This is a genomic window from Streptomyces sp. ISL-12 (assembly GCF_018614415.1).
Classification (GTDB): domain Bacteria; phylum Actinomycetota; class Actinomycetes; order Streptomycetales; family Streptomycetaceae; genus Streptomyces.
The window spans coordinates 1-20,752 of sequence record NZ_JAGGOO010000078.1; the positions used below are offsets into that span (position 1 = coordinate 1).

A 20,752-nucleotide genomic window follows, 5' to 3' on the forward strand; every position below is an offset into this window, starting at 1 on the left:
GCCCCCACCCCCGCCGCCGCACCGCCCTCCTCACCACCACCGCGGCAGCGGCCACCACCGGCGCCGTCACAGCGGCCGTCCTGGTGACGGACACCGGCGGCGAGGGCGGCCGGGCCGGCAAGAGCGGCGAGGGCAGCCACGCGGGAGTCACCGCGTCCACCGCCTCCACTCCCACCGCCGAAGGCACCTCCCGCCCGCCCAGCCCGCCGCCCGGCGCGCGAGCGGAGGCCGGCGGCTTCGCCTGGGCGCCGCCCGGCGGCCGGCGGCGGGATGTGAGGACGGGCTCGGAGGCGCACTACACCGCGCCGGACGGACGGCAGGAACTGGTCGCCAAGTCCGCCCTCGCCCGGCGACCTGCTGGAGACCTGGCAGACCTCCGAGCGCAACGCCCACCAGGGCGAGAACTACCGCAAGATCCGCCCGGCGGAGACGACGTTCCGCGAACACCCGGCGGTGATCCGGGAGTACACCTTCACCCTCAAGGACGTCCCCTGGCACGCCCGGCTGCCCGGCTTCACCGCCGACGGCACGGCGTACCAGGTCAACACCTGGTACCAGCCCAAGACCGAGGAGGACGCCCTGAAGGTCTACGAGAAGGTCGAGGCCGGCTTCACTCTGCTCTGACCCCGTGCTCGCGCTCGCGCCCGCGCCCGACCCGTTCCCGGACCAGCGCGACCACCAGCACCACCGCCGCCACCAGCAGCGACAGCAGGATCGTCGTCCGTCCGTCGTGCTCGGTGTCGGTCAGCATGTAGCCCAGCACGAAGACGATCAGCGCCGCCGTCGCCCAGGTCAGATACGGGTACAGCCACATCCGCACGACCAGCTTCTCCGGCGCCTCCGCCTCGATGATCCGCCGCATCCGCAGCTGCGAGAAGCAGATCACCAGCCAGACGAACAGGGCCACCGCGCCCGAGGAGTTGACGAGGAAGAGGAAGACGGAGTCGGGCCACTTGTAGTTGAAGAAGACGGCGAGGAAGCCGAACGCCACCGAGGTGAGGATCGCCGTCCGCGGCACCCCGCCCGGGGTGGTCCGCGCGAACGACCGCGGCGCGTCCCCGCGCTCACCCAGCGAGAAGGCCATCCGGGACGCGGTGTAGAGCCCCGAGTTGAGGCAGGACAGTACGGCGGACAGCACGATGACGTTCATGATCTGCCCGGCGTGCGGGATGCCCAGCGAGTCCAGCGCGGCGACGTAGGAGCCCTCCTCGGTGATCGACGCGCTGTCCCAGGGGAGCAGGGACACCACCACGAGGATCGACCCCAGGTAGAAGACGGCGATCCGCCAGATGACGCTGTTGGTCGCCTTGGCCACCGCCCGCTGCGGATCGTCGGACTCGCCGGCCGCCAGCGTCGGGATCTCACTGCCCATGAACGAGAAGACGACGAGCAGGACGCCGGTGAGGATGGCGCCGGGCCCGTTGGGCAGGAAGCCGCCGTGCTCCGTCAGGTTGGACAGCCCCGCCTGATCGGTGTCGGCCCCGGGCAGCACGCCGAACACGGCCAGCCCGCCGACGACGATGAACGCCGCGATGGCGACGACCTTGATCCCGGCGAACCAGAACTCGAACTCCCCGTAGGAGCCGACGGAGACGAGGTTGGTGGCGGTCAGCACGATCATCACGATCAGCGCCCACCCCCACTGGGGCACGGCCGGGACCCACTCCTCCAGGATCGACGCCCCGGCGGTCGCCTCGACCGCCAGCACCACCACCCAGAAGAACCAGTACAGCCAGCCGATGGAGAAACCGGCCCACCGCCCCAGCGCCCGGTCGGCGTGCGCGGAGAACGAACCGGAGGTCGGATTGGCCACGGACATCTCGCCCAGCATCCGCATCACCAGCACCACCAGCGTGCCGACGAGCGCGTACGACAGCAGGATGCCGGGACCGGCGGCGGCGATACCGGTGCCGGAGCCCACGAACAGGCCGGCGCCGATGACACCGCCGATGGCGATCATGGTCAGATGGCGGTTCTTGAGGCCGGGCTTGAGCCCGGTCCCGGACGCGGCGCCGGCCTCGGGGCCGGGCGCGGCTTCGGTACGAGTCGGCTGAGAGGTCATAGTCGGACCAGTGAAACCGAGGCTGTCAATTTCCTGAACCTTTGATTCCGATACGTTATGCAAAGATTCTCTGTCGCTTCTGTGGCCCTGTTCACTTTTCCGCACGTGCCACCCGACGCCGCCTCCCCCTGCCCCGCGTGTCACACTCGACGCATGCGCGTGTATCTCGGCTCCGACCATGCGGGCTACGAACTCAAGAACCACCTCGTCGAGTGGCTGAAGGCCGCGGGCCACGAGCCCGTCGACTGCGGGCCCCACATCTACGACGCCCAGGACGACTACCCGCCCTTCTGCCTCCGCGCCGCCGAGCGGACGGCCGCGGACGAGGGCGCCCTCGGCGTCGTCATCGGCGGCAGCGGCAACGGCGAGCAGATCGCCGCCAACAAGGTCAAGGGCGTACGCGCCGCACTGGCCTGGAGCGAGGAGACGGCCTCGCTCGGCCGTCAGCACAACGACGCCAACGTCGTCGCGGTCGGCTCCCGCATGCACTCCCAGGAGGAGGCGACGAAGTTCGTCGAGACCTTCCTCAACACCCCCTTCTCGGGTGACGAGCGGCACAGCCGCCGCATCGAGATGCTCGCCGGGTACGAGACGACCGGGGACCTCCCGCCGATCCCGGCCCACCACCCGCAGCAGTAGACCGGCAGGCCCGTACCCGCCCCGCCGCAGGACACGGCAGGGCGGGACGTGAGGAAAAGGACGACAGCAGGTGCCAGAAGGGCACACGATCCACCGGCTGGCCCAGGACTACGACGCCGCCTTCGCCGGCCGGGCCGTCCGGGTGACCAGCCCCCAGGGCAAGTTCTCCGACGCCGCGGCCCTCCTCGACGGCGCGGAGCTGACCGCCACCGAGGCGCACGGCAAGCACCTCTTCCTCGGTTTCCGCGACAGCGACTGGGTCCACATCCACCTCGGCCTCTTCGGCAAGGTCACCTTCGGCCCGGCCCCCGCGCCCCCGCCCACGGACACCGTGCGGTTGCGCCTGCTGAACGACACCGCCCACGTCGACCTGCGCGGCCCCACCGCCTGCGCGCTGATCACCCCCGCCGAGAAGCAGGCGATACACGACCGCCTCGGCCCCGACCCGCTGCGCGCGGACGCCGACCCGGCCGCCGCCTACGCCCGGATCTCCCGCAGCCGTACGACGATCGCCGCGCTGCTCATGGACCAGAAGGTCATCGCCGGCGTCGGCAACGTGTACCGCGCCGAGGTCCTCTTCCGGCACGGCGTCGACCCGTACCGCCCGGGCCGGGACATCGGCCCCGCCCTCTGGGACGCGCTCTGGCACGACCTCGTCGGCCTGATGCGCGAGGGCGTCCGCAACAACCGCATCGACACGGTCCGCCCCGAGCACACCCCGGAGGCGATGGGCCGCCCGCCCCGCGTCGACGACCACGGCGGCGAGGTCTACGTCTACCGCCGGGCGAACCGGCCCTGCCACATCTGCGGCGGCGAGATCCGCACCGCCGACCTCGCCGCCCGCAACCTCTTCTGGTGCCCGGCCTGCCAGCGCCCCTGACCCGCGGCCCCCGGCCCGGTGACGCTCCGCGCTCAGAAGCCGTGCGGCAGCCACGGAGCGACATCGGAGGAGAAGCCCAGCGACGCCTCCGCCAGGGCCCCCGGCCGCAGCTCCCGCACCCGCCCGGCCAGGCCCAGCGCGGTCAGCGACACACCGCCGAGATAGGCCGAGCCCAGGTCCCGCACGGACAGGGCGAGGTCCGCCGGATCGGACGTCCGGGTGCAGGACGCCCCCTTCTCGTTGCCCGCCAGCCGCCAGCGCCCCGCGTTCCACGGGCAGAAGGCGTCCTCGACCTCGAAGACCACGTCCACCGGCGTCCGGTACGTCCGCGCCTCCAGCGCGGCTCCCACGTCCACCAGCCGTACGTACAGCATGTCCCGCAGCTGCGGCAGGCACCGCCGTATGTCGGAGACCTGGTACTGCCACCCGTCGTCGGCCGGCCGGCCCCGCACGCTGAGCGTCGTCGTCAGGTCGATGTCGAACAGGAACCGCCACAGCGCCGCCCGGGTCGCCGGGTCGAGCCCCTCCAGGTCGGCCAGGACCACCGTGCCCTCGTGCCCGGCCTTCCCCCACCCCGGCCGCACCCGGAACCGCGCGTACCCCGTGACCTCGCCGTCCCGGGACGCGACCACGCACTGCAGCGGCGACGCCCCGTCCCGCCCGCTCTCCGGGTCCAGCAGCCCCAGCCGCTCCCACCCCGGCTGCCGGGCCAGCATCCCCGGCCGCCCCGGCACCAGCCGGGCGTACACCGCCTCGCACGCGTCGAGGACGTCCGCGGGCTCCGCGTACCGCAGCCGTACGTCATCCGTCCCGGCCGGGACGGACAGCCGTACGTGACTGGTGTCGATCTCCGCGCTGACCTGGACGGTCGCCGCGCCGTAGCCGAACCGGCCGTAGATCGCGGGCTCGGACGCCGTCAGCACCGCCAGCGGCTCGCCCCAGGAACGTATGTCGTCCAGCTGCCGGCGCATCATCGACGTCAGCACGCCCCGGCGCCGGTGCGTCGCGGCGACGCCGACCATCGTGACCCCCGCGGTCGGCACCAGCGCGCCGCCCGGCACGCTCATCCGGAAACCGAACGCCCCCGCCGTCCCGACGCACTCGTCCCCCTCCCAGACACCGAGCGAACGGTCGGCCTCGGTCAGGGAGTTGTACAGCGCCCGCTCCTCGGGCGCCTCCGGCACCCCGCCGAAGGCACGCAGCAGGGTGTTGTACCACCTGTCCCATTCGTCCTGCCGCAATACCCGCAGGGTCGTCGTCCGCTCCGTGCTGTCCATGCTCATGGACCATGCCTATCAGGGACGATGCGGGGTGAGCCAGGGAAATTTCTCCCGGTGGCCCACACGACGGCCCCGCTTGCAGTTCACTGTGAACTCCGGCCTCGGACGGGGGACAAGTGGTACCTCCCGTGCCAAGCGCCCGCTCCGATGGATAGGGTCCCGAACTGATGGCAGCAGGACGACAGCGGCGCGCGGAAGCCGACACGTTCCCGGCCCGGTTGAAGAAGCAGTGGCACCGGGCCCGCGTCGCGCTGCGCAAATCCGCCGTCGACTACTTCCGCGGCGACGGCTCGGACTGGATCGCGCTGGCCGGGCTGCTGCTCACCGTGCCCGTCATCGCGGTCACCACCATGGTCAACTCCGTGTGGGTCTCCCCGGCCGCGCTGGTCCTGCCGATCGTCGCCGGCGGCCTGCTGCTGCGCCCCTCCAGCCTGCTCGGCCTGTACGCGGCGGCGGCCACCGCGCTGATCGTGGAGTCCGTCCGGCTCGGCCCGTACACCGAGGGCCCCTCCCGGGTCACCCCGGGCGTGGTCCTGGTCGTCGCCGCCTGCGGGTTCGTCGGCCTGCTGATCGCCCAGTTCCGCAGCCGGGTCGGCGTGCCCTGGCGGCGCGGCGGCACCATGCTCTTCGACCTGCGCGAACGCATCCGGGTGCAGAGCAAGCTGCCCAAGCTGCCCCCGGGCTGGCACCGCGAGATGGCGCTGCGCCCGGCCGGCGGCCAGTCCTTCTCCGGCGACTTCGTGGTCGCCGCCCGCACCAACGGCGGCCGGACCCTGGAGGTCGTCCTCACCGACGTCTCCGGCAAGGGCATGGACGCCGGCTCCCGCGCCCTGCTGCTCTCCGGCGCCTTCGGCGGCCTGCTGGGCAGCCTGCCCCCGCACGCCTTCCTGCCCGCCGCCAACGGCTACCTGCTCCGCCAGGACTGGGACGAGGGCTTCGCCACCTCCACCCACCTCGTCCTGGACCTCGACTCCGGCGACTACGAGCTGTACACCGCCGGGCACCCGCCGGGCCTCCAGCTCAGCGCCGGCACCGGCCGCTGGGAGGAGAAGGCGGCGGAGGGGCCGCTGCTGGGCGTGTACGACGGCGCCCAGTTCGACCCCGTGAAGGGCTCGCTGCGCCCCGGCGACGTGCTGATGCTGTTCACGGACGGCCTGGTGGAGACCTCCGAGCGCGACATCGTCGAGGGCATCGACCGCCTCACCGGCGAGGCCGACCGCTATGTCGCCGGCGGTTTCCACGGCGCCGCCTGGCACCTGATCGAGGCCGTCGCGAAGGACGTCAACGACGACCGGGCCCTCCTGCTGATCTGCCGGGAGGGACCGACCACGGCCCAGGCACTGTCCCAGGCCGCGGACGCCTGACATGAGCGCACCCGTCCTGTCCCTGGCCGCCGTCGAGGCCACCGCCCGCGCCGCCCACGCGGGCCGGACCGACAAGGCGGGCCGCCCGTACGCCGAGCACCTGGCCGCCGTCGCCGAGGGCGTACGGCGCCGGGGCGGCGACGAGGAGCAGATCGCGGCGGCCTGGCTGCACGACGCCGTCGAGGACGACGCCCTGCCGGGCACCTGGCTGGCCGAGGCCCCGCTGAGCCGCCGTACCAAGGACATCGTGCTCGCGGTCACCAAGCGGGCGGGGGAGCCCCCCGAGGCGTACGCCGCCCGCATCCGCGCCACCCCCGGCGCGCTGCTGGTCAAGGAGGCCGACCTCGCGCACAACGCCGACCCGGCCCGGCTCGCGCTCCTCGACGAGGCGACCCGCGCACGGCTGACCGAGAAGTACACGCGGATGCGCGCACTCCTCGGTCTGCCGGGCTGAGCGAACGGCGGCCCGCCGGCGGCGGCCGGTCGACGGCGGACCGCTGACGGCGTTCCGCTGACGGTGTTCCGCTAGGCGGAGACCTTCTCCCGGCTGTCCTCGCCCCGCGCCCGGCTCGGCTCCGCCCGCTCGCGCTCACGGGCCGCCTGGGCCGCGTCCGGCCGGAAGGCCCACGCCATCGTCGGCTCCGTCGCGAACCGGAAGACCCGCCGCACCGGAGCGGTGCACAGCAGCGTGACGGCCGCCGCGGCCAGGACGGTCACGAAGACCTCCCCGAGCGGCGCGTGCAGCCAGGCGGGGTCGAACAGGCCCAGGGAGTCGGCGCCCTTGATCACGAAGCCGTGCAGCAGGTAGCCGTAGAGCGTGCCCGCGCCCAGGGCCGTGCACCACAGGTGCCGGCGCGGCACCCAGGCGAAGAAGCAGGCGGTCAGCAGCAGCGAGCAGCCGAACAGCGCCAGCGTCATGACCGGCCCGGTCCACCAGGGCGCGCCCAGTTCCTGGGCGGAGTCACGGTGGTAGAACCAGGCGGTGTCCATGCGCGGCACCGCCCACCAGCCGGCCACCACGGCCGCCGCGAACACCGGCACCGACGCGATCCGCACCCACCGGCGGCGCACCCACTGGAAGTGCTCGGCCTGCATCCGCAGCCCCAGCACGAAGAACGGCAGGAACTGCAGCACCCGCTGGAGGTCGAGGTCGTCGCCGATCTCCGGCGAGACGGACGCCAGCGCGGCGATGACCAGGGCGACGGGCAGCGGGTACCGGATCAGCTTCCAGACCGGCGTGGTCAGCCGCCACACGAACAGCGCGATCAGGAACCACGTCAGGTACCAGGGGTCCAGGAGGCTGATCTCCTGGTCCGGCGTGTCGCCGGCGTAGCGGTTGAAGAGCGAGTACGCCGTCTCGAAGAGGACGTACGGCACGACGACCCCGGTGATCAGCCGCCGCAGCCGGTCCGGGCGCATGTCGAAGCTGCGGGAGAAGAAGCCGGAGATGATGATGAACGCCGGCATGTGGAAGGCGTACACCACCTGGTACAGGCCCTCCAGGACGCGGCTGTCGCCCTTGAGCGGCTCCCAGGAGTGGCCCATGGCGACCAGCACGATCGCCAGGTACTTGGCGTTGTCGAAGAACGCGTCGCGCTGTTTGCCGGGAGGGGGCGGCGTCCTGCGGTCGCCGTGCGGGGACGGGGCAGCGTGAAACATTCGAGGCACCCTAGCGTTGTCTGTGGGGCTCCGTAAAACGCCCGGTGCCATTCCTGTGCCATTCCCGCATATGAGCCGCCAAAAGGCCGTGACGCGCAACGATCCACCACACCCCGAGCGGAGGCCACCCGCCCGCCCTCGCCCCCCTTGTCCCGAATCATCATGACAAGGGGGGCGAGGAATCGGGCACTTGACGACAGCTCGATGTGCCCGCCGCAACAATTCGAAATGCCTGCGAACGCATGGTGGGGAAGTTGAGGCGAACCGGTCGGACTTTCTCCCCGAGCGCTCCTTCGCATTACTGTGCGGACCACGGGTGTCGGGGTGCCGGAGGCGTCATGGTGCCCGGCGGACCCGTGAGGCGCCGGCCAGACGTTGCGTCACCGGCCGCATGAGGTGGCCGGGTTGGTGGCACGATGGTTCCTGGCGGGGGTGCGCGAGATCGTACTCCCGGGCCGGGAGAGCGGACCGACCTAGGGTGTGATCAGTTGTGGCCATTTCACTGTCTGTGGTGCTGCTGTTGGCGATCATCCTGGTGGTGCTCATCCGCGGGGGATCCCTCAAGGCCGGCCCCGCGATCGTCGCGGTGCTCTTCGGCTTCTTCCTCGCCTCCACCGGCATGGCGCCGTCGATCAACCGCTTTATGAACTCGATAGCGGAGACGATCAACTCGATCAGCTTCTGACACCACCAGGGTCCCGGTTCACGGAAGCCGGGGTGCGCCGCCGCTCGGGGCGTGCTGCGCGGGGTGGCTGCCGCCGGAGCCGTAACGCTCGGCGAGCAGTCGCCTGCGGGGTCCCCGACGGCGTACCGGGACGGCCCTTCGGAGGTGCAGGCGACCCTCGTACTCACCCGCCGGCGACACGTCGATGTCGTAGAGCGCGTTCCGGGTCTGGCCGCGGGTGAGGAACACGTCGATCCCCGGACCGGTGAGAGCGGGGTCGCCCGGACCGGTGAGGGCACACGCCTCCTCGGACACACCGATGGCCGCGCCCAGCGCGATCAGCGCGACGGTGATCGCGACTGCCGTCGCGTACCAGTGACGGCCGGGCCGGAGTTCGTTCGGCGGTATCCGCGGAGACGGGAGAGGCCGCATCGGCACAAGCTGGATCACTCGCGACGCCCGGGACCGGACGGTGCCCGGGATACGACCGGGGCCAGGCCGGAGGAATGATCCTCCGACCTGGCCCCGAGTCCTGTGGAGCGGGCGACGGGAATCGAACCCGCGTAGCCAGTTTGGAAGACTGGGGCTCTACCATTGAGCTACGCCCGCACAGCGCGCGCCGCGGATCACCGGCCGCGGCACTGAAGGCATCGTAGCGGGTCGTCCCCCTTCGCCGCACACCCCGTCGCCGTCACCACCCGGCCTTCACGGCAGCCCGTGGAATGCGCGGGTCCGAGAGGCCGTCGGCATGTACCCTACGTGTCGCACCAGACGGGGTGTGGCGCAGCTTGGTAGCGCGTCCGCTTTGGGAGCGGAAGGCCGTGGGTTCAAATCCCGCCACCCCGACCATCCACCGGCCGTCCGTCCGGACGTCCGAGAGCCGTCCGGCTGCCATTCATGGCTGTCCGCCGGTCGCCACGAGGCCGTCCACCGGCCGTCCACCGGCCGTCCGGCCGATCACCTCGCATGATCGTGCCGCGATCGACATGATCGCCTTTTGGGCCGTGTACCCGCTGCCGTTACTATGCAAGCTGCACGCCCGTGTGTCTCATCCTGTGCAGTCTCCCGGGCGGCGAACATCGGCCGGGCCGCTCTGGCTCCGGCAGAACCCAAGAAGTCAGCCACAAGGAGACCGAACCGTGAAGAGCGCCGTGGAGACCCTGAACCCGACTCGGGTTCGGCTCACTGTCGAGGTGCCCTTCGAGGAGCTCAAGGACAGCCTCGACGCGGCGTACAAGAAGATCAACCAGCAGGTCACGGTGAAGGGCTTCCGCAAGGGCAAGATCCCGGCCCGCGTCATCGACCAGCGGTTCGGCCGCGGTGCGGTGCTGGAGGAGGCCGTCAACGACGCCCTCCCGAAGTTCTACACCGACGCCGTCAACGAGGCCGAGGTGGACCCGCTGGGCCAGCCCGAGGTCGACATCACGGAGCTGAAGGACGGCGAGACGCTGAACTTCACCGCCGAGGTCGACATCCGCCCGTCGATCGAGATCCCGGACTTCTCCGGCATCGAGGTCGAGGTCGACGCGGTCGAGGTCAGCGACGAGGACGTGGAGAAGTCGGTCGAGCAGCTCCGTGAGCGCTTCGCCTCCACCTCCCCGGTCGAGCGGGCCGCCGAGGACGGCGACGTCGTCACCATCGACCTGGAGGCCAAGGTCGGCGGCGAGGTCCTGGAGGACGGCGTCGCCAGCGGCGTCTCCTACACCATCGGCTCCGGCGAGCTGCTCGACGGCATCGACGAGGCCGTCAAGGGCCTGGAGGCCGGCGGCGAGGCCACCTTCACCTCCGAGCTGAAGGGCGGCTCGGCGGCCGGCCAGGAGGCCGAGGTCACCGTCAAGGTCAGCCAGGTCGCCGCGCGTGAGCTGCCCGAGCTGGACGACGACTTCGCCCAGCTCGCCTCCGAGTTCGACACCCTCGACGAGCTGAAGGCCGACAGCCGCAAGCGCCTCGAGAACATGAAGCAGTACGACCAGGCCACCCAGGCCCAGGAGCGCGTCCTGGACAAGCTCCTGGAGCTGGTCGAGGTCCCCGTCCCCGAGAAGCTCCTCGAGGACGAGGTCAACACCCGCAAGCACAACCTGGAGCACCACCAGCTCGGCCAGATGGGCCTCGACCTCGCGAAGTACCTGGAGATCCAGGGCAAGACCGAGGAGGAGTTCGAGACCGAGACCCGTGAGGCCGCGGTCAAGGGCATCAAGACCCAGTTCGTCCTCGACGAGCTGGTCAAGCAGGAGAAGCTCAACGTCAACCAGGAGGAGCTCACCGAGCACCTCATGCGCCGCGCCGCTTCCTCCGGCATGTCCCCCGACCAGTTCGCCCAGGCCGTCGTCGAGCAGGGCCAGGTCCCGCTCCTCGTCGGCGAGGTCGCCCGCGGCAAGGCCCTGGCCGTCGTGGTCGAGAAGGCCACGGTCAAGGACACCAACGGCGAGATCGTCGACCTGAGCGACGACGAGGAGGAGGAGACGGAGGCCCCGGCCGAGGCCGCCGCCGACGCCGCCGACACCGCCGAGGAGAAGACCGAGGGCTGACCCTCGGCACCTCGCAGACCGTAGGGAGGGCCCTGGGGATCACCCCGGGGCCCTCCTCGTCGTGCGGCGGGGCAGCGCCCCAGGGGCGCGGGGCTGTGTCCATATGCGGCTCCGCCGCGGGGCGCGAGCGGCCCCACCGCACCCGCAGCCGCCCGCGACGACAAGTCACCACGGCGCTACGCCCCCGGCGAACACCCCACTTCGCGGGATTCCCCGAAGGGACCCGCGCGTTAGGGTCCATGAATACGAGGGCAGTGGAGTCCCCGAATACGGCTCCAGCCCCGCAGGGAAACGTGAGACGGCCCGGCGCCGTCGTAAGACGAGCAGGTGGATACGTGACGAATCTGATGCCCTCAGCCGCCGGCGAGCCCTCCATCGGTGGTGGCCTCGGCGACCAGGTCTACAACCGGCTGCTCGGCGAGCGGATCATCTTCCTCGGCCAGCCGGTCGACGACGACATCGCCAACAAGATCACCGCACAGCTGCTGCTCCTTGCCTCCGACCCGGACAAGGACATTTACCTGTACATCAACAGCCCGGGCGGTTCGATCACGGCCGGTATGGCGATCTACGACACCATGCAGTACATCAAGAACGACGTGGTGACCATCGCCATGGGCCTCGCGGCCTCGATGGGTCAGTTCCTGCTCAGCGCGGGCACGCCCGGCAAGCGCTTCGCGCTCCCGAACGCCGAGATCCTGATCCACCAGCCCTCCGCCGGCCTGGCCGGCTCCGCCTCGGACATCAAGATCCACGCGGAGCGGCTGCTGCACACGAAGAAGCGCATGGCCGAGCTCACGGCTCAGCACACCGGCCAGACGGTCGAGCAGATCACCCGCGACTCGGACCGCGACCGCTGGTTCGACGCCTTCGAGGCCAAGGAGTACGGCCTCATCGACGACGTCATCGCCACGGCCGCGGGCATGCCGGGCGGCGGCGGCACGGGCGCCTGAGCCCCCTCTTTCGCCCCCAGCCGACCGCCCCAGCCTCTTTCCAGGAGACACTGTGAACGACATCCCCGGCAGCGGCCTGTACGACCGCACCCGCGCCGAGTACACCGGCCCCACGGCCGAGTCCCGCTACGTCATCCCCCGCTTCGTCGAGCGCACCTCCCAGGGCGTGCGCGAGTACGACCCGTACGCCAAGCTCTTCGAGGAGCGGGTGATCTTCCTCGGCGTCCAGATCGACGACGCCTCCGCCAACGACGTCATGGCGCAGCTGCTGTGCCTGGAGTCGATGGACCCCGACCGGGACATCTCGGTCTACATCAACAGCCCCGGTGGCTCGTTCACGGCCCTCACGGCCATCTACGACACGATGCAGTACGTGAAGCCGGACATCCAGACGGTCTGCATGGGCCAGGCGGCCTCCGCCGCCGCCGTCCTGCTCGCCGCCGGCACCCCGGGCAAGCGCATGGCGCTGCCCAACGCCCGCGTGCTGATCCACCAGCCCTACAGCGAGACCGGCCGCGGCCAGGTCTCCGACCTGGAGATCGCCGCCAACGAGATCCTGCGGATGCGTACGCAGCTGGAGGAGATGCTGGCCAAGCACTCCACCCAGGAGATCGACAAGATCCGCGAGGACATCGAGCGCGACAAGATCCTCACGGCCGAGGACGCGCTCTCCTACGGTCTGATCGACCAGATCATCACCACCCGGAAGATGGACAACTCCTCCCTCCGCTGAGACGAGCTGAGGCGAGAGGCTGTATCGTCTGCCGCCCCTTGGCATGGTTCCGCACGGTTCACGTCAACGCGAACCGTGCCAAGGGGGGCCCGGACGGGGGTCCAGGCAAGGTACCGTCGACATAAGGCAGCACCAGGAGTCCGCTGGACCTCGGCGTCCAGGAGTCTCCCAGGCGAAGGGGAAGCACACCGTGGCACGCATCGGTGACGGCGGCGATCTGCTCAAGTGCTCGTTCTGCGGCAAGAGCCAGAAGCAGGTCAAGAAGCTCATCGCAGGGCCCGGTGTCTACATCTGCGACGAGTGCATCGACCTCTGCAACGAGATCATCGAGGAGGAGCTGGCCGAGACCAGCGAGGTCCGCTGGGAGGAGCTCCCCAAGCCCCGCGAGATCTACGAGTTCCTCGAGGGGTACGTGGTCGGCCAGGAGGCCGCCAAGAAGGCGCTCTCCGTCGCGGTGTACAACCACTACAAGCGGGTCCAGGCCGGTGAGAACGGCGGCGCCCAAAGCCGCGAGGACGCCATCGAGTTGGCGAAGTCCAACATCCTCCTGCTGGGCCCCACGGGCTCCGGCAAGACCCTGCTGGCCCAGACGCTGGCCCGCATGCTGAACGTCCCGTTCGCGATCGCCGACGCCACGGCGCTCACCGAGGCGGGGTACGTCGGCGAGGACGTCGAGAACATCCTGCTGAAGCTGATCCAGGCGGCCGACTACGACGTCAAGAAGGCCGAGACCGGGATCATCTACATCGACGAGATCGACAAGGTCGCGCGCAAGAGCGAGAACCCGTCGATCACGCGCGACGTGAGCGGCGAGGGCGTCCAGCAGGCGCTGCTCAAGATCCTTGAGGGCACCACGGCCTCGGTGCCGCCGCAGGGGGGCCGCAAACACCCCCACCAGGAGTTCATCCAGATCGACACGACGAACGTGCTGTTCATCGTGGGCGGCGCCTTCGCGGGCCTGGAGAAGATCATCGAGGCCCGGGCCGGCGCCAAGGGCATCGGCTTCGGCGCGCAGATCCGCTCCAAGCGCGAGCGCGAGTCGCAGGACCACTTCCAGGAGGTCATGCCGGAGGACCTGGTCAAGTTCGGCATGATCCCCGAGTTCATCGGCCGGCTGCCGGTGCTCACCTCCGTGCACAACCTCGACCGCGAGGCCCTGCTCCAGATCCTCGTCGAGCCGCGCAACGCGCTGGTCAAGCAGTACCAGCGCCTGTTCGAACTCGACGGCGTCGAGCTGGACTTCGAGCGCGAGGCGCTGGAGGCCATCGCCGACCAGGCGATCCTGCGCCAGACCGGCGCGCGCGGCCTGCGCGCCATCATGGAGGAGGTCCTCCAGGGCGTGATGTACGAGGTGCCGTCCCGCAAGGACGTCGCCCGGGTCGTCATCACGGCCGACGTGGTCCTCTCCAACGTCAACCCGACGCTGATCCCCCGCGACTCGCGCGGCGGACGCGGCCCCGGCGAGCAGAAGTCGGCGTAGCACCTAGTGAGAGGGGCCCCGGTCGGACGACCGGGGCCCCTCGTCACATCCGGGTGCGGGTCACGACGCGACGCGGACCTCCGCGCGGAGCCTCTTGGTGAGGTCCACGGCCTTGTCCTTGCTCATGTCGGCCTCCGCCGAGCCCGGCGACACCATGGCGATGGTGCTGTGGTCCGCCCAGGCGCAGAACCAGTCGGACGTCTTCTTCTCGCTGATCGGGTTGAGGCCCGTGGCCTGCTGGCACTTCATGAGGGCGCCGTCGATGTCCACGGACTCGGGCTCGCCGACGAGTTCGAGCGTGGTGGTGCCGCTGCCGGAGGAGCCCTCCGACGACGACGTCTGCGCCTTCGAGAAGAAGTTGTCCAGGGCGGCCTCGGGGTCGTCGATCTCCCCGTAGACACCGATCATCATGAGTGTCGAGAAGTCGGTCGACAGCGAACCGGGGTCGCTCGGGTCGTAGCTGTCCAGGTCCATGGTCGAGTACACACCGACCACGGACGTCCCGTTCTTGACGCCGCTCGCGAAATCCTTCGTGGAGTCGGAGTTCTCGGTACCGCTGTCGGACAGGATCTTGTACTCGCCGTCCAGCACGGTCTTCGGCGTCGCCAGCTTGTGCGCGCCGTCATCCTCCACCGAGCCGGCACCGCCACCCGCGCCGAGCACGTAGTACGCGCCCACCCCGATCGCCGCGACCACCGCGACCGCGCCGGTGATCAGCCCGGCCTTCTTCTTGCCGCCGGCCGGCGGCGGGGGCTGGGGGACGCCGTAGGGGGCCTGTCCGTACGGCGGCTGCTGGCCGTACGGTCCGGGCTGCTGTCCGTACGGCGGCGGCTGCTGGCCGTAGGGGCCGCCCTGCTGACCGTAGGGGGCCTGCTGCCCGTAGGGCGGTGGCGGCTGCTGCGGGGGCACGCCCTGCGGGGGCTGCTGGGGGTAGCCGTAACCGGGCTGCGGCTGGGGCGGGCCCGGCGGGGTCTGCGGAGGGGCGGCCGGCTGCTGGGGGTAGCCGTAGCCGGGCTGCGGTGCCTGGGGTGGCTGCGGCGGCTGTCCGTACGGGCCCGGCTGCCCGTACGGACCGGGCTGCTGACCGGGGTGCGGGGGCTGCTGCCCGCCGTACGGGCCCGGCTGGTTCTGACTCATCTCTGGGTTCCCCTCCAGATGTTCACGCGTACCCGACATCCTGGCTCAGGAGCCGTCCGCGCAGGGCACCGGGGATCGCACCGTTACAAAGGAAACGGGTTTCGGGACTCGGTCGCGGCACCTCTAAACTGGCCCGGTGACCGAGAAGACTCAGCAGCCGCAAGCAGCGCCCACGACCGATCTGCCGACCCAGTACACGCCGGCCGACGTAGAGGGGAAGCTGTACGAGCGCTGGGTAGAACGGGGTTGGTTCACCGCCGACGCGACCAGCGAGAAGCCCCCGTACACCATCGTCATCCCGCCGCCGAACGTCACCGGCTCGCTCCACCTGGGCCACGCCTTCCAGCACACGCTGATGGACGCGCTGACCCGCCGCAAGCGGATGCAGGGCTTCGAGGCGCTGTGGCTGCCCGGCATGGACCACGCCGGCATCGCCACCCAGAACAAGGTCGAGCAGCAGCTCGCCGAGGAGGGCAAGTCCCGGCACGACCTCGGCCGCGAGGAGTTCGTCCGGCGCGTCTGGCAGTGGAAGGAGGAGTACGGCGGCAAGATCCTCGGCCAGATGCGGCGCCTCGGCGACGGCGTCGACTGGTCCCGGGAGCGCTTCACCATGGACGAGGGCCTGTCCCGGGCCGTCGGCACCATCTTCAAGCGCCTCTACGACGACGAGCTGATCTACCGCGCCGAGCGCATCATCAACTGGTGCCCGCGCTGTCTGACCGCCATCTCCGACATCGAGGTCAACTACCAGGAGGACGACGGCGAGCTGGTCTCCATCCGGTACGGCGAGGGCGACGAGACGCTCGTCGTCGCCACCACCCGCGCGGAGACGATGCTCGGTGACACCGCCGTCGCCGTCCACCCCGACGACGAGCGGTACCGGCACCTGGTCGGCAAGAAGATCAAGCTGCCGCTGACCGACCGGTTCATCCCGGTCGTCGCCGACAGCCACGTCGACCCGGAGTTCGGCACCGGAGCGGTCAAGGTCACCCCGGCCCACGACCCGAACGACTTCGCGATCGGCCAGCGCCACGGCCTGGAGTCGATCACCGTCATGGACGAGCGGGCCGTCATCACCGCGCACGGCCCCTTCCAGGGCCTGGACCGCTTCGAGGCGCGCTCCACCATCGTCGCCGCCCTGCGTGAGCAGGGCCGGATCGTCGCCGAGAAGCGCCCGTACGTCCACTCCGTCGGCCACTGCTCGCGCTGCGGCACGACCGTCGAGCCGCGGCTGTCGATGCAGTGGTGGGTCAAGGTCGCCCCGCTGGCGCAGGCGGCCGGCGACGCGGTCCGCGACGGGCGCGTCGCGATCCACCCCGAGGACATGTCGAAGCGCTACTTCGACTGGGTCGACAACATGCACGACTGGTGCATCTCGCGCCAGCTGTGGTGGGGCCACCGCATCCCCGTCTGGTACGGCCCGGACGGCGAGATCGTCTGCGTCGGCCCCGACGAGGAGCCGCCGACCGGCGAGGGCTGGCACCAGGAGACCGACGTCCTCGACACCTGGTTCTCGTCGGGCCTGTGGCCGTTCTCGACGCTGGGCTGGCCGGAGCGGACCCCGGACCTCGCGAAGTTCTACCCGACCGACGTCCTGCTCACCGGCCACGACATCATCTTCTTCTGGGTCGCCCGGATGATGATGTTCGGCCTGTACGCCATGGACGGCGAGGTCCCCTTCAAGACCATCGCCCTGACCGGCCTGGTCCGCGACGAGCGCGGCAAGAAGATGTCGAAGTCGTTCGGCAACGTCGTCGACCCGCTGGACTGGATGGACAAGTACGGCTCCGACGCCGTCCGCTTCACCCTGGCCCGCGGCGCCAACCCCGGCACCGACGTGCCCATCGGCGAGGACTGGGTCCAGGCGTCCCGCAACTTCGCCAACAAGATCTGGAACGCCACGCGCTTCGCGCTGATGAACGGCGCCACGGTCGAGGGCCCGCTGCCGGACGCGTCCGAGATGTCGTCCACGGACCGCTGGATCCTCTCCCGGCTGAACCGCACGGTCGCCGCCGTGGACGCGTACTACGAGGACTTCCAGTTCGCGAAGCTCTCCGACGCCCTCTACCACTTCGCGTGGGACGAGGTCTTCGACTGGTACGTCGAGCTGTCGAAGACCACGTTCCAGGCGGGCGGGGCCGCGGCCGAGGTCAGCAAGCGCGTCCTCGGCGAGGTCCTGGACGTCGCGCTGCGGCTGCTGCACCCGGTCGTCCCGTTCGTCACCGAGGAGCTGTGGACCACGCTGACCGGCGGCGAGTCGGTCGTCGTCGCCCCGTGGCCGTCGGCTGTGCTGGTTCCTGGGGCTGACGCCCCGGGCGGCTTCCGCGACGAGGCCGCCGAGCGCGAGATCGAGCTGGTCCAGTCCGTCATCACCGAGGTCCGCCGCTTCCGCGCCGACCAGGGCCTCCAGCCCGGCCAGCGCGTCCCGGCCCGCCTCACCCTGGACGGCACGGCCCTCGCCCCGCACGAGCCGGCCGTCCGCCAGCTGCTGCGCCTCCAGCCGGAGGGCGAGTCCTTCACGGCGACGGCGACCCTGCCGGTGGCGGGCGTGGAGGTCGCCCTCGACCTCTCCGGCGCGATCGACGTGGCGGCCGAGCGCAAGCGCCTGGCCAAGGACCTCGCCGCCGCCGAGAAGGAGAAGGCCCAGGCCACGGCCAAGCTCGGCAATGAGGCGTTCCTGGCCAAGGCCCCGGACCACGTGGTCGACAAGATCCGCGGCCGCCTGGCCAAGGCGGACGAGGACATGGCCCGCATCCAGGCCCAGCTGGACCGGCTGCCGCAGGCGTAAGGCGTTTCCGCTCGGACGAGTCCCCGGTGCCTCATGGGCGCCGGGGACTTCCGCAGGGGCGCGGGGCTGTGCCGATATGCGGCTCCGCCGCGTGGGCGCGACCAGCCCCCGTGTACCCGCACCCGACCGACGGCACAAGCCTCCCCCCACCTTTGTCGGCGCCCCTCCGTAGACTGGGCCCCGTGAGCGACCAGAACGAGTCCGACGCCTTCGACGAGCTGATCGCGGAGCAGACCACCCGCGACCCCGACCTCGCCGTCATCGAGGCCGGCAGCCGCACCCTGCGCACCCAGGGCGGCCCCCCGCAGGCCGACGTGCCGGCCCGCCCCGAGGACCCCGAGGTCGACAAGGCCCTGCGCGAGGTCGAGGCCGAGCTGGCCACCCGCTGGGGCGAGACCAAACTGGAGCCGTCCGTCACCCGGATCGCCGCCCTGATGGACGTCCTGGGGGAGCCCCAGCGCTCGTACCCCTCCATCCACATCACCGGCACCAACGGCAAGACCTCCACCGCCCGCATGGTCGAGGCCCTGCTCGGCGCCTTCGAGCTGCGCACCGGCCGGTACACCTCACCGCACGTCCAGTCGATCACCGAGCGGATCAGCCTGGACGGCGCCCCGATCAGCGCCGAGCGCTTCATCGAGACGTACCAGGACGTCAAGCCGTACGTCGAGATGGTCGACGGGCAGCAGGAGTACCGGCTGTCGTTCTTCGAGGTGCTCACCGGCATGGCGTACGCCGCCTTCGCGGACGCCCCCGTCGACGTCGCCGTCGTCGAGGTCGGCATGGGCGGCAGCTGGGACGCCACCAACGTCATCGACGGGGACGTGGCCGTCGTCACCCCGATCGACCTCGACCACACCGACCGGCTCGGGAACACCACGGCCGAGATCGCCGGTGAGAAGTCCGGGATCATCAAGCAGGACGCCACCGTGATCCTGGCCCAGCAGCCGGTGGACGCGGCCCAGGTGCTGCTGAAGAAGGCCGTGGACGTGGACGCCACGGTGGCCCGCGAGGGCCTGGAGTTCGGCGTCGTCGCCCGCCAGGTCGCCGTCGGCGGACAGCTGCTCACCCTGCGCGGCCTGGGCGGCGAGTACCCCGAGGTCTACCTGCCGCTGCACGGCGCCTACCAGGCGCACAACGCGGCCGTCGCGCTCGCCGCCGTCGAGGCGTTCTTCGGAGTCGGCGCCCAGCGGCCCGACCCGCTGGACATCGACACCGTCCGCAAGGCGTTCGCCGCCGTCGCCTCGCCGGGCCGTCTGGAGGTCGTACGGACCTCCCCGACCGTCGTGCTGGACGCCGCGCACAACCCGGCCGGCGCCCGCGCCACCGCCGAGGCGGTGGGGGAGGCCTTCGACTTCAGCCGGCTGATCGGCGTGGTCGGCGCGAGCGGCGACAAGAACGTCCGGGGGCTCCTGGAGGCCTTCGAGCCGATCTTCGCGGAGGTCGTCGTCACCCAGAACTCCAGTCACCGGGCGATGGACGCCGACGCGCTGGCGGCCATCGCCGTCGAGGTGTTCGGCGACGACCGCGTCCAGGTCGAGCCCCGGCTGCCGGACGCCCTGGAGGCCGCGATCACGCTGGCCGAGGAGGAGGGCGAGTTCGCCGGCGGCGGGGTCCTCGTCACCGGGTCCGTCATCACCGTCGGCGAGGCCCGACTGCTGCTGGGAAGGGGCTGACATCCCGTGCGTACCCTCTGCTCCTCGACGCTGATCGGCGAGTTCTTCGTGATCGGCTTCGCCGGGCTGGTCGCCATGAAGGACCCCGACCTCACCATGGGCACGGTGTGGACGGTCAGCGGCATCGCGATGTTCCTGTGCGTGGTGCTGTGCGGCGTGGTCACCCGCCCCGGCGGGGTCGTCCTCGGCTGGGTGCTGCAGATCGCCCTGATCGCGTCCGGGGTGGTCGTCCCGATGATGTACGTCCTCGGGGTCGTCTTCGCCGGCCTGTGGTGGGCGTCGGTGCACTACGGCAAGAAGATCGACGAGGCGAAGGCGAGGTTCGCGGCGCAGGCGGACGCCGCCTGACGGCCGGACCCCAGCTGTGGGGCTGACGCTGCGTGACCGGGGCCACGACACGCCCGGTAGTGTCAGTCACCACATGGCCCGTCCTCACCTTCCAAGGAGCCCGCAGTGACCCAGCGCACCCTCGTCCTCCTCAAGCCCGACGCCGTCCGTCGTGGCCTGACCGGCGAGATCATCAGCCGTATCGAGCGCAAGGCCGGCTGGCGGATCACCGCGCTGGAACTGCGGACCCTGGACCAGGAGACCCTGGAGCAGCACTACGGCGAGCACAAGGGCAAGCCGTTCTACGAGCCGCTCGTGGAGTTCATGGCCTCCGGCCCGGTCGTCGCGATGGTCGTCGAGGGCGAGCGGGTCATCCAGGGCGTGCGCGCCCTGGCCGGCCCCACCGACCCGATCGCCGCGGCGCCCGGCTCCATCCGCGGCGACTACGGCGTGATCGTGCGGGAGAACCTGATCCACGCCTCCGACTCCGAGGAGTCCGCCGAGCGCGAGCTGAAGATCTTCTTCCCGGGCCGCGACTGAATCGGCGAGCCTCGTTTTCCTGACGGTATGTCAGCCGAATGG

General features: G+C 70.8%; 19 protein-coding genes and 2 tRNA genes. 15 read left to right on the plus strand and 6 right to left on the minus strand.

All coding sequences use genetic code 11. The annotated features are described in order from the left end of the window. The first annotated feature begins 453 nt into the window (after positions 1–453). Complete coding sequence (locus J7I94_RS21545; RefSeq protein ID WP_215168974.1) at positions 454–624, plus strand: hypothetical protein; 171 nt, start codon at positions 454–456, stop codon at positions 622–624. On the opposite strand, the gene J7I94_RS21550 is transcribed toward J7I94_RS21545, so the two are convergent. Further along, positions 611–2,062 carry an amino acid permease gene (locus J7I94_RS21550; RefSeq protein ID WP_215168976.1) on the minus strand — a complete coding sequence of 484 codons (1,452 nt, stop codon included), beginning with the start codon at positions 2,060–2,062 and terminating at the stop codon, positions 611–613. The two genes, J7I94_RS21545 and J7I94_RS21550, sit on opposite strands and share 14 nt — an antisense overlap. Before the next feature lie 153 nt (positions 2,063–2,215). Between J7I94_RS21550 and J7I94_RS21555 the strand changes: the two genes are divergently transcribed. Together J7I94_RS21555 and J7I94_RS21560 are read left to right on the plus strand one after the other, a co-directional pair. Continuing rightward, positions 2,216–2,701 (plus strand): ribose-5-phosphate isomerase, encoded by a 486-nt coding sequence (locus J7I94_RS21555; protein ID WP_215168978.1) that lies wholly within the window; start codon positions 2,216–2,218, stop codon positions 2,699–2,701. Positions 2,702–2,771: 70 nt separating this feature from the next. Continuing rightward, on the plus strand, positions 2,772–3,581 hold the full coding sequence (locus J7I94_RS21560) for an Fpg/Nei family DNA glycosylase (protein WP_215168980.1): 810 nt from the start codon (positions 2,772–2,774) through the stop codon (positions 3,579–3,581). A gap of 32 nt (positions 3,582–3,613) precedes the next feature. On the opposite strand, the gene J7I94_RS21565 is transcribed toward J7I94_RS21560, so the two are convergent. After that, positions 3,614–4,864: a GNAT family N-acetyltransferase gene (locus J7I94_RS21565; protein WP_215168982.1), complete on the minus strand. Its 1,251-nt coding sequence runs from the start codon at positions 4,862–4,864 to the stop codon at positions 3,614–3,616. Positions 4,865–5,028: 164 nt separating this feature from the next. Here J7I94_RS21565 and J7I94_RS21570 point away from each other — a divergent pair, with 164 nt between their 5' ends. Both J7I94_RS21570 and J7I94_RS21575 read left to right on the plus strand, forming a co-directional pair. Further along, entirely contained in the window at positions 5,029–6,225 is a 1,197-nt protein-coding gene (locus J7I94_RS21570) for a PP2C family protein-serine/threonine phosphatase (protein WP_215168984.1), read from the plus strand. Position 6,226: 1 nt separating this feature from the next. Then, positions 6,227–6,679: an HD domain-containing protein gene (locus J7I94_RS21575; protein ID WP_215168986.1), complete on the plus strand. Its 453-nt coding sequence runs from the start codon at positions 6,227–6,229 to the stop codon at positions 6,677–6,679. Positions 6,680–6,750: 71 nt separating this feature from the next. Here the strand turns inward: J7I94_RS21575 and J7I94_RS21580 are convergent, their stop codons facing one another. After that, positions 6,751–7,884 (minus strand): acyltransferase family protein, encoded by a 1,134-nt coding sequence (locus J7I94_RS21580; RefSeq protein WP_215168987.1) that lies wholly within the window; start codon positions 7,882–7,884, stop codon positions 6,751–6,753. A 490-nt stretch (positions 7,885–8,374) separates the two neighbouring features. Here J7I94_RS21580 and J7I94_RS21585 point away from each other — a divergent pair, with 490 nt between their 5' ends. Beyond that, positions 8,375–8,569 (plus strand): hypothetical protein, encoded by a 195-nt coding sequence (locus J7I94_RS21585; RefSeq protein WP_215168989.1) that lies wholly within the window; start codon positions 8,375–8,377, stop codon positions 8,567–8,569. An 18-nt stretch (positions 8,570–8,587) separates the two neighbouring features. Here the strand turns inward: J7I94_RS21585 and J7I94_RS21590 are convergent, their stop codons facing one another. Both J7I94_RS21590 and J7I94_RS21595 read right to left on the minus strand, forming a co-directional pair. After that, the gene (locus J7I94_RS21590; RefSeq protein ID WP_215168991.1) at positions 8,588–8,980 is read right to left on the minus strand and encodes a hypothetical protein; all 393 of its coding nucleotides are present in this window, start codon (positions 8,978–8,980) and stop codon (positions 8,588–8,590) included. Between the two features lie 103 nt (positions 8,981–9,083). Beyond that, positions 9,084–9,157 (minus strand) — tRNA-Gly (locus J7I94_RS21595). Positions 9,158–9,320: 163 nt separating this feature from the next. Between J7I94_RS21595 and J7I94_RS21600 the strand changes: the two genes are divergently transcribed. The 5 genes from J7I94_RS21600 (at position 9,321) to clpX (ending at position 14,242) form a co-directional block, all read left to right on the plus strand. After that, positions 9,321–9,397 (plus strand) — tRNA-Pro (locus tag J7I94_RS21600). A 290-nt stretch (positions 9,398–9,687) separates the two neighbouring features. Then, the gene (gene tig / locus J7I94_RS21605; RefSeq protein ID WP_215168993.1) at positions 9,688–11,076 is read left to right on the plus strand and encodes a trigger factor; all 1,389 of its coding nucleotides are present in this window, start codon (positions 9,688–9,690) and stop codon (positions 11,074–11,076) included. A 347-nt stretch (positions 11,077–11,423) separates the two neighbouring features. Beyond that, complete coding sequence (locus J7I94_RS21610) at positions 11,424–12,029, plus strand: ATP-dependent Clp protease proteolytic subunit (RefSeq protein ID WP_030858107.1); 606 nt, start codon at positions 11,424–11,426, stop codon at positions 12,027–12,029. Between the two features lie 52 nt (positions 12,030–12,081). Next, the gene (locus J7I94_RS21615) at positions 12,082–12,762 is read left to right on the plus strand and encodes an ATP-dependent Clp protease proteolytic subunit (protein WP_308114655.1); all 681 of its coding nucleotides are present in this window, start codon (positions 12,082–12,084) and stop codon (positions 12,760–12,762) included. A gap of 190 nt (positions 12,763–12,952) precedes the next feature. Then, positions 12,953–14,242, plus strand: a complete 1,290-nt coding sequence (clpX, locus tag J7I94_RS21620; protein ID WP_215168995.1) for an ATP-dependent Clp protease ATP-binding subunit ClpX — start codon at positions 12,953–12,955, stop codon at positions 14,240–14,242. Positions 14,243–14,302: 60 nt separating this feature from the next. On the opposite strand, the gene J7I94_RS21625 is transcribed toward clpX, so the two are convergent. Then, on the minus strand, positions 14,303–15,379 hold the full coding sequence (locus J7I94_RS21625; protein WP_215168997.1) for a hypothetical protein: 1,077 nt from the start codon (positions 15,377–15,379) through the stop codon (positions 14,303–14,305). A 136-nt stretch (positions 15,380–15,515) separates the two neighbouring features. Between J7I94_RS21625 and J7I94_RS21630 the strand changes: the two genes are divergently transcribed. The 4 genes from J7I94_RS21630 (at position 15,516) to ndk (ending at position 20,710) form a co-directional block, all read left to right on the plus strand. Further along, positions 15,516–18,167 carry a valine--tRNA ligase gene (locus J7I94_RS21630; protein ID WP_215168999.1) on the plus strand — a complete coding sequence of 884 codons (2,652 nt, stop codon included), beginning with the start codon at positions 15,516–15,518 and terminating at the stop codon, positions 18,165–18,167. 182 nt (positions 18,168–18,349) lie between these two features. After that, positions 18,350–19,843 carry a folylpolyglutamate synthase/dihydrofolate synthase family protein gene (locus J7I94_RS21635; RefSeq protein ID WP_215169001.1) on the plus strand — a complete coding sequence of 498 codons (1,494 nt, stop codon included), beginning with the start codon at positions 18,350–18,352 and terminating at the stop codon, positions 19,841–19,843. Between the two features lie 6 nt (positions 19,844–19,849). Then, on the plus strand, positions 19,850–20,191 hold the full coding sequence (locus J7I94_RS21640) for a DUF4233 domain-containing protein (RefSeq protein WP_215169003.1): 342 nt from the start codon (positions 19,850–19,852) through the stop codon (positions 20,189–20,191). A gap of 105 nt (positions 20,192–20,296) precedes the next feature. Further along, positions 20,297–20,710 carry a nucleoside-diphosphate kinase gene (ndk, locus tag J7I94_RS21645; protein ID WP_215169005.1) on the plus strand — a complete coding sequence of 138 codons (414 nt, stop codon included), beginning with the start codon at positions 20,297–20,299 and terminating at the stop codon, positions 20,708–20,710. Positions 20,711–20,752: the final 42 nt, after the last annotated feature.